At 72.5% G+C, this 7,322-nt stretch carries 7 protein-coding genes; 5 read left to right on the top strand and 2 right to left on the bottom strand.

The genetic code is table 11. The features are described 5' to 3' along the window. Positions 1–1,403 (top strand): outer membrane protein assembly factor BamB family protein (locus tag DLJ58_RS30895; protein WP_148098021.1); only part of this gene is annotated, 1,403 nt, incomplete at its 5' end. Between the two features lie 37 nt (positions 1,404–1,440). Next, positions 1,441–2,013, top strand: coding sequence for a nucleosidase (locus tag DLJ58_RS30900; protein ID WP_124861875.1), 573 nt, complete (start codon positions 1,441–1,443; stop codon positions 2,011–2,013). 11 nt (positions 2,014–2,024) lie between these two features. Here the strand turns inward: DLJ58_RS30900 and DLJ58_RS30905 are convergent, their stop codons facing one another. Next, positions 2,025–3,209, bottom strand: coding sequence for a low temperature requirement protein A (locus DLJ58_RS30905; protein ID WP_124861878.1), 1,185 nt, complete (start codon positions 3,207–3,209; stop codon positions 2,025–2,027). 120 nt (positions 3,210–3,329) lie between these two features. Next, positions 3,330–4,511 carry a low temperature requirement protein A gene (locus tag DLJ58_RS30910; protein ID WP_124861881.1) on the bottom strand — a complete coding sequence of 394 codons (1,182 nt, stop codon included), beginning with the start codon at positions 4,509–4,511 and terminating at the stop codon, positions 3,330–3,332. Between the two features lie 172 nt (positions 4,512–4,683). Here DLJ58_RS30910 and DLJ58_RS30915 point away from each other — a divergent pair, with 172 nt between their 5' ends. The 3 genes from DLJ58_RS30915 to DLJ58_RS30925 all read left to right on the top strand — a co-directional run. Further along, positions 4,684–5,547 carry a S1 family peptidase gene (locus DLJ58_RS30915; protein WP_124861884.1) on the top strand — a complete coding sequence of 288 codons (864 nt, stop codon included), beginning with the start codon at positions 4,684–4,686 and terminating at the stop codon, positions 5,545–5,547. 93 nt (positions 5,548–5,640) lie between these two features. Next, positions 5,641–6,666 carry a sugar kinase gene (locus DLJ58_RS30920; protein ID WP_124861887.1) on the top strand — a complete coding sequence of 342 codons (1,026 nt, stop codon included), beginning with the start codon at positions 5,641–5,643 and terminating at the stop codon, positions 6,664–6,666. 67 nt (positions 6,667–6,733) lie between these two features. After that, positions 6,734–7,322, top strand: a 589-nt coding sequence (locus DLJ58_RS30925) for a bifunctional 4-hydroxy-2-oxoglutarate aldolase/2-dehydro-3-deoxy-phosphogluconate aldolase (protein ID WP_148098022.1), incomplete at its 3' end; no start/stop codon positions are given.

Below are 7,322 nucleotides of genomic sequence, written 5' to 3' on the forward strand. Positions count from 1 at the left end.
GGCCCGGCCTGGCCGGCGCCACCCCGACCCCGCCCGGCGGCGCGACCCGCTGGCGGCGGGCGCGCTGGGTGGTGCTCGGCGTGGTGCTGGCCCTGGTCGGGGTGGCCACCGCGGCCACGCTCTACCTGACCCGGGACCGCTACCCGGATCTGAAGTTCGACTCGCTGCGCGAGCTGTCCCGCCTGTCGGCCGGCCCCGAACGGCCGGGCGACATGTGGACAGCGGTGCTCGACGACCGGGCCTACCTGGCGTTCCCCCTGCCCGACGACCGGCTGGAAGTGGTGGCCGTCGACGCGGGCAACGGCCGTGAGTTGTGGCGCGAGCAGACCGACGTGCGGGCCGACGACTGGGAGACGATCATCGCTGTCCCCGGGGCGGTCGCGGTCCTCGCCGACGCACCGGGCGACAGCACCCCCCGACCGCTGGCCGTCCTCGACGGTCGTACCGGCGAGCAGCGCTGGCAGCGCGTTCTGCGTGGTGACGACGACGTCTACTTCGCCGACGACACGGCGGTACTGGTGGACCGGGCCGCGGACCAACTGGTCGGCCTGCGCCTGACCAACGGCTCGGCGAAGTGGACGAAGCCCAACCCCCGTGGCCAGTACGCCGGTGGCCGTACCGTGGTCCGGCCGGTCGGCACCGACGCGGCGGCGGGCGGGCCGGCCTTCCTTGACGGCACGCCGCGCAACCCGTGGGCGAGCAAGGGGCGGCGACTGATCCAGGTGGGTGCGGACCGGTCGATACGGCTGCTCGACATGGCATCCGGCGCGGTGCTGCGCCAGTGGGGCAGCGTCGCCGACCTCGACGACCTGGTGGTCGCCCACGAGGACCGGCTGTACGTGGCCGCCAACGAGGGTGGTTACCAGCTGCTCGCGTACGACCTGGGCTCCGACGCCGAGCCGGTGGTGCTGCACCGTTCCGGCAACGACGAGTACCGCCCGAAGGAGTTGGTGGCCTGCGGTGAGCGGCGGGCCTGCCTGTTGCAGGTGCCGGACAACGACGCCGCGCGCACCGAGGTGGTGGCGGCCACCGAGGGTGAGCGCATGGTCAGGTGGTCGGCGCCGGGCGTGACCGGCCTGATTCCGTTGGGTGAGCAGGTGCTCGCCCAGCGGGAGTCCCCGGAGCCGACCGTCACGGTCTTCGACGTTGCCGGGAAGCCGGTGCTGCGGGACCGGGGCGGGGTGGCGGTCCGCCTGGACGCGGGCAACCTGCTGGTCTTCGCCAAGGCACCCAGCGTGGTCGCGGACAACCGGGTGCTGGCCGGGGTGTGGGCCGAGTCCGGGGCGGTCGACGAGTTGGGTGAGCTGAAGGACGTGCGCAGCTCGTCCTGCTCGTGGAACACCCATGTGATCGCCTGTGGCGCGGACAAGGACTTCGTGCTGTACCGCTTCACCGACGACTGACGTCAACGGCCCACCGGTCGGCTCGTACGATGCTCCGGTGAGTCTTCGAGGCACGGTCCGCGCCGATCGTCCGTTGGTGGTTCTTGCCGTGGGGGAGGAGGCCCGCTACCTGCCGCCCGAGCTGCCGGTCCTGCTCACCGGCATGGGCAAGGTGAACGCCGCCAGCGCGGTGGCCGCGGTGCTGGCCGCCGGGCCGCGCCCCGCCCTGCTGCTCAACCTGGGTACGGCGGGCGCGTTGCGCCCCGGGTTGGCCGGCATCCACGAGGTCGCCACCGTGCTCCAGCACGACCTGGACACCGACCTGCTGCGCACGCTCACCGGCGAGACCTACGGGGCGCCGCTGTCGCTGGCCGCCGAGGGCGCGGTGCTGGCCACAGGTGACACCTTCGTGGCCGACGACGCGCAGCGGGACCGGTTGGCGCAGCGCGCCGACCTGGTCGACATGGAGGGGTACGCGGTGGCCTGGGCCGCGGCGCAGGCCGGCGTGCCGTGCCGGCTGGTCAAGCAGGTCAGCGACGAGGCGGGGGAGGGTGCGGCCCGGACCTGGCAGGAGTCGGTGGACGCGTGCGCCCGGGACCTCGCCGAGTGGGCCGCTCGACACTTCGCCTGACCAAGCAGGGGTCAGTCGTCGGGTTGCCGCAGCCGCAGGCCCGGTGTGGTCTCCCGGGCCGCTCCGGGAATCAGGATGTGCGCCGCCAGCGTGAGCGCCACGACCGTGGTGACCAGCAGCGGCGGCCAGCGGCCGGCCCACGGCAGCGTGAGCAGCGGCAGGGGGAGGCAGAGCATTCGCCGCCACGGCACGAGCATGGACACCAGCAGGGTGAACAGGGCGCGGCCGATCACGAACAGCGCGGGGCCGCCCAGGATCAGTAACAGCCACCCCACCGGCGTGGTGCCGGTCGGCCGGGTGACGACCCTGTCGAACGAGGCCGCCGTGGCGACCACCCCGGCCAGCATCACCAGATGGGTGTACGGAGCCGCCCGCGCCGGCCGGCCCGACTTCGGCCCGGCCCCAGCCTCCAGCAGCTCGCCGGCGCGGAAGACGTAGACCTGCCAGAGCAGCAGCATGATGGCGAACGCGCAGAGCAGCGCGGCGACCCGGAGCCCGGCCAGCGGGCCCCGGCTGACCTGCAGTGTGGGAACCAGGATGATGTCGCCGAGGGCCAGGATGACGAACTGCTGGTACCGCTCGCCCAGATGCGCGGTGGTCCGCTCGTACTGCTCGAAGGGCACCCGGCCCAGCCAGGGCGTGGGGTAGCGGGCCGCGGCGGAAAGCAGGTCGATCGTGATGGCGATGGTCCAGAGAGTCCAGTTCACCGTGCCGGACACCGCGCCGGTGATCCAGAAGACGCCCGACACCACGAACCAGAAGAAGAACCGGGTGGCCCGGACCATGGCCGCCCGATGTCGCTTCCGGTACAACGTCGTGACCAGGATGATGCCGCGGATCACGTGCGTGCCGACGTAGGAGATCGCGAAAACCATCGCGTGCCCGTCGGAGACCATCGGCAACGACGCCGCCATCCCGACCGACCCGACCATGGCGACCATCAGGATGGTCTGGATGGGGCGCTGCTGCGGGTCGTAGAACTCGGTGGTGGTGGAGGTGACCGACCAGGTCCACCAGATCGCCGTCAGCATCAGCAGGACCATCGCGGCGCCCGACCAGTTGTGGACTTCCGCGAGCAGGGTCGAGGTCAGCGCGAGCGAGGCCACGAAGACCACGTCGAAGAGCAACTCCAGCAGTGTGGCCCGCGTCGAACCGTCCGGCCGGCGTACCAGTGCGGCGGTGCCTCCGGTGGTCATGCGCGGCCTCCCGCCGTGTCTCCGAGGATTATCGGCGGTGCCGGCGCGGCCCGTCCCCGGATCGGCGATTCCCGCCGGTCGGGGAAGAGGGCGGCCGGAGGTTGCCACGGCGAGCGCGGGTCAGTCGTCGGGTTGCCGCAGCCGCAGGCCCGGCGTGGTCTCCCGGGCCGCTCCGGGAAACAGGATGTGACAGGCCAACCCGAGCGCCACGATCGTGGCTACCAGCACCGGCGGCCAACCGCCGGCCCACGGCAGTACCAGCAGCGGCAAGAGCTGCCAGGCAACTCGCCGCCACGGCGTGACCCACGACACCGCCATGGTGAAGAGGACGCGGCCGACCACGAACAGCGTCGGGCCGGTGATGATCAGGACGAGCCACGGCACCGGCGTCGTTCCGGTCGGCCTGGTGACGACCAGGTCGAAGGTGGCGGCAGTGCTGGCCACGCCGGCCAGCATGACCAGATGGGTGAACGGGGCCAGTCGCGTTGCCCGGCTTCCCTTGGACCCGGCCGCCACCAACAATTCGCCGGCGCGGAAGACGTAGATCTGCCAGAGCAGCAGCATGGTGGCGAAGGCGCAGAGCAGGGAGGCGAGCCGGAGGTGATCGAGATGTCCCCGGCTGACCTGCAGCGTCGGCAACAGGATGATGTCGCCGAGGGCCAGGATGATGAACTGTTGGTACCGCTCGCCCAGGTGCTCGGTGGTCCGCCCGTACTGCGCGAGCGGCACCCGACCCAGCCAGGGTGTGGGATAGCGGACCGCCCCGGCGACCAGGTCGATCGTTATGGCGATCGTCCAGAGCCCCCAGTTCGGAGTCTCTGACAGCGCGCCGAGGACCCAGAAGACGCCGGACACCGTGAACCAGAAGAGAAACCGGGTGGCGCGCTCCCTGGCCGTCCGGTGCCCCTGCCGGTGCAGGGCGGTGACCAGGATGACGCAGCGAATCACGTGCGTGCCGACGTACGAGATCACGAAGAGCGCCAGGTGCGCGACGCTGACCATCGGCAGCGATGCCGCCATCCCCACCGACCCGACCATGGCGATCATCAGGATGGCCTGGATCGGGCGTTGCTGCGGATCGTAGAACTCAGTCGTGGTCGTGGTGACCGACCACGTCCACCAGACGGCGGTCAGCATCAGCAGCAGCTTGGCGCCGCCGGACCAGGAGAGCTCTTCGGACAGCAGTTTCGATGTCAGTGCGAGGGCGGCCACGAAGACCACGTCGAAGAGCAACTCCAGCAGTGTTGCCCGGGTCGACTGGTCCAGCCGGCGTACCAGCGCCGCATTCCCTTTGGTGGTCATGCCTGGCCTCCCGCCGCGTCTCCCGAGGAATTATCGGCGGCCCCGACACGGGCCGTCCCCGGATCGGCGATTCCCGCCGGTCGGGGAAGAGGGCGGCCGGAGGTTGCCACGGCTCGGGGCGCCGGGCGATGCTTTATCGCATCCATCAATCTCGATCTATCCGGAGGTTCGGATGCGCCGCTCCCCGCTGGCCGCCCTCGTCCTGACCACCCTGCTGCTCGTCGCGCCCGGCGCGGCGCAGGCCGCCGTCCCCGACCGGGCCGCCGCGCCCGCGGCCGACGCGGCGGCCACGCTGACCGGGGTACGCACCGCGGGCACCGCCTGGGGTCTCGACCCCGCCACCGGCCGGATGACCCTCACCGTCGACGACACAGTGGTCCCCAGCGAACTGGCCGCACTGCGGGCGGTGACCGACCGGGCCGGCGTGCTGCTGCGCCGCGAACACGGAACGCTGCGCCCCCTGATCGCCGGCGGGCAGGGCATCTACGGCGGCGGTGGCGCGCGCTGCTCGCTCGGCGCGAACGCGCGCAGCGGCAGCACCTACTACGTGATCACCGCCGGGCACTGCACCACCGCCACCGCCACCTGGTACGCCGACAGCGCCCGGACCACAGTGCTCGGCACCCGCACCGCCACCAGTTACCCCACCAACGACTACGGGCTGATCCGCTACACCGGTCGGATCGCCCACCCGAGCGCGGTCTACACCCACCCCGGCCTGGTGACCATCAACGGTCCCGGCAACGCGTACATCGGTCAGGCGGTGTGCCGCAGCGGCAGCACCACCGGCGTGCGCTGCGGCACCGTCACCGGTCTCAACCAGACCGTCAACTACGCCACCGGCGTGATCTACGGCCTGATCCGCACCAACATCTGCGCCGAGCCGGGGGACAGCGGTGGACCGCTCTACGTGGCCGCCACCGGCACCATCCTCGGCATCCTCTCCGGAGGCACCGGCAACTGCACCGCCGGTGGCACCACCTACTACCAGCCGATCGCGGAGGTGCTGGCCGCGTACGGGCTGACGCTGCCCTGAGCGTCGAGGTGTGACGCGCGACAGGTTGCCCGTCCCGCGCGGGACACCTAGGCTCGGCGACGCCCAGCACCCCGCCGCGAGGACGTGTGCCCGATGCCGACCGCCCCCCGACCTGACCAGGCGAGTGTCCCGGCCGGCCTTCCGTCGATCGAGGTGGCCGCGGTGGGGGAGACGATGGTGGTGCTCTGCCCCGCCCCGGGTGAGCCGCTGGAGAGCGCCGAACGGGTCGCCGTGTCGGTCGGTGGAGCCGAGTCCAACGTGGCCGGTTACCTGGCCCGCCTGGGACACCTGGCGACCTGGGTGAGCCGGGTCGGCGACGACCCGTTCGGTCGGGCCGTCGTCCGGCACGTCGCCGCCGCCGGTGTCCGCGTCGACCAGGTGTGCGTGGACCCGGCCGCCCCCACCGGCCTGTACGTCAAGGACCCGGGCCCGGAGGGGACCGCCGTGCACTACTACCGGGCCGGGTCGGCGGCCGCCCGGATGGACCCCGCCACACTGGCCGACCCGGCGCTGGCCGGTGCCCGGGTGCTGCACCTGTCCGGGATCACCCCGGCGCTCTCCGCGTCCTGCCGGGCGCTGGTCGAGCACGCGGTGACCGACCGGCCGCTGGCGCAGGCGTTGGTCAGTTTCGACGTCAACCACCGGGCCCGGCTGTGGTCCGCCGAGCAGGCCGCGCCGGTGCTGCGCGACCTCGCCAACCGCTGCGACCTCGTCTTCGTCGGGCAGGACGAGGCGGAAACCCTCTGGGGCACCACCGACCCGACGGCCGTACGCCAGTTGTTGCCCGATCCGGAGACGGTGGTGGTCAAGGACGGCTCGGTGGGCGCCACCGCACTGGTCCGCGACGCCGAACCGGTCTTCGTGCCCGCGCCCCGGGTGACGGTGGTGGAGCCGGTCGGCGCCGGAGACGCGTTCGCCGCCGGCTACCTGGCCGGGCTGCTACGCGGCCTCGACCCGGTGCGGCGGTTGCGCCTCGGTCACCTCGTCGCGGCGCAGGCGTTGACCAGCAGCGGCGACAACGCCCCGGTCCCGCCGTGGGCCTGGTTCGAGAAACTCATCGACGCGCCCGACGACGCCTGGTCGCCGCTCGACCTGACCGACCCGGGGGCGACGACCTGAGTCGGGCCGGCGGGTTGCGACCCGACCAGCAGCAACAGTCCCACCGCGACCTCGGATGGAGTGCACCATGACCACACCGGACTTCGACCACATCTTCGGCGGCGCCCGGGTGATGGCGATCCTGCGCGGCCTGCCGGTCGCCGAGACCGTTCGGCTCGCCGAGCGTGCCTGGGATCTCGGCATCGACGTGGTGGAGGTTCCGGTGGCCACCGCCGACGCGGTGCCGGCGCTGCGGGCCGCCGTCGAGGCGGGGGCCGAGCGCGACCGTATCGTGGGCGCCGGCACCGTGCTCGACGTCGAACAGGTCGCCGCGGCGGCCGACGCGGGCGCCCGGTTCACCGTCGCGCCTGGCCTGGACCTCGCGGTCGCCGACGCCGCCGCCGCGCGTGGCCTGCCGCACCTGCCCGGTGTGGCCACCCCGACCGAGGCCCAGCAGGCACTGCGGCACGGCCTCACCTGGCTCAAGGCGTTCCCCGCGATCTCCCTCGGCCCGGCCTGGTTCAAGGCGGTCGCCGGCCCGCTGCCGCAGTTGCGCTTCGTCGCCACCGGCGGCCTCGACGCCAGCAATGCCGGCGCGTTCCTGCAAGCAGGCGTACGCGTGGTGGCCGTCGGCTCCGCCCTCTCCGACCCCACCCAACTGGACGCCCTCGCCACCC

It is taken from the genome of Micromonospora arida (assembly GCF_003857035.1).
GTDB classification, from domain to species: domain Bacteria; phylum Actinomycetota; class Actinomycetes; order Mycobacteriales; family Micromonosporaceae; genus Micromonospora; species Micromonospora arida.

Bases quoted from the DNA above. Each gene is read 5' to 3' on its own strand.
- DLJ58_RS30905 (WP_124861878.1), bottom strand. From the start codon at position 3,209: ATGACCACCGGAGGCACCGCCGCACTGGTACGCCGGCCGGACGGTTCG.
- DLJ58_RS30915 (WP_124861884.1), top strand. From the start codon at position 4,684: ATGCGCCGCTCCCCGCTGGCCGCCCTCGTCCTGACCACCCTGCTGCTC.
- DLJ58_RS30910 (WP_124861881.1), bottom strand. From the start codon at position 4,511: ATGACCACCAAAGGGAATGCGGCGCTGGTACGCCGGCTGGACCAGTCG.
- DLJ58_RS30920 (WP_124861887.1), top strand. From the start codon at position 5,641: ATGCCGACCGCCCCCCGACCTGACCAGGCGAGTGTCCCGGCCGGCCTT.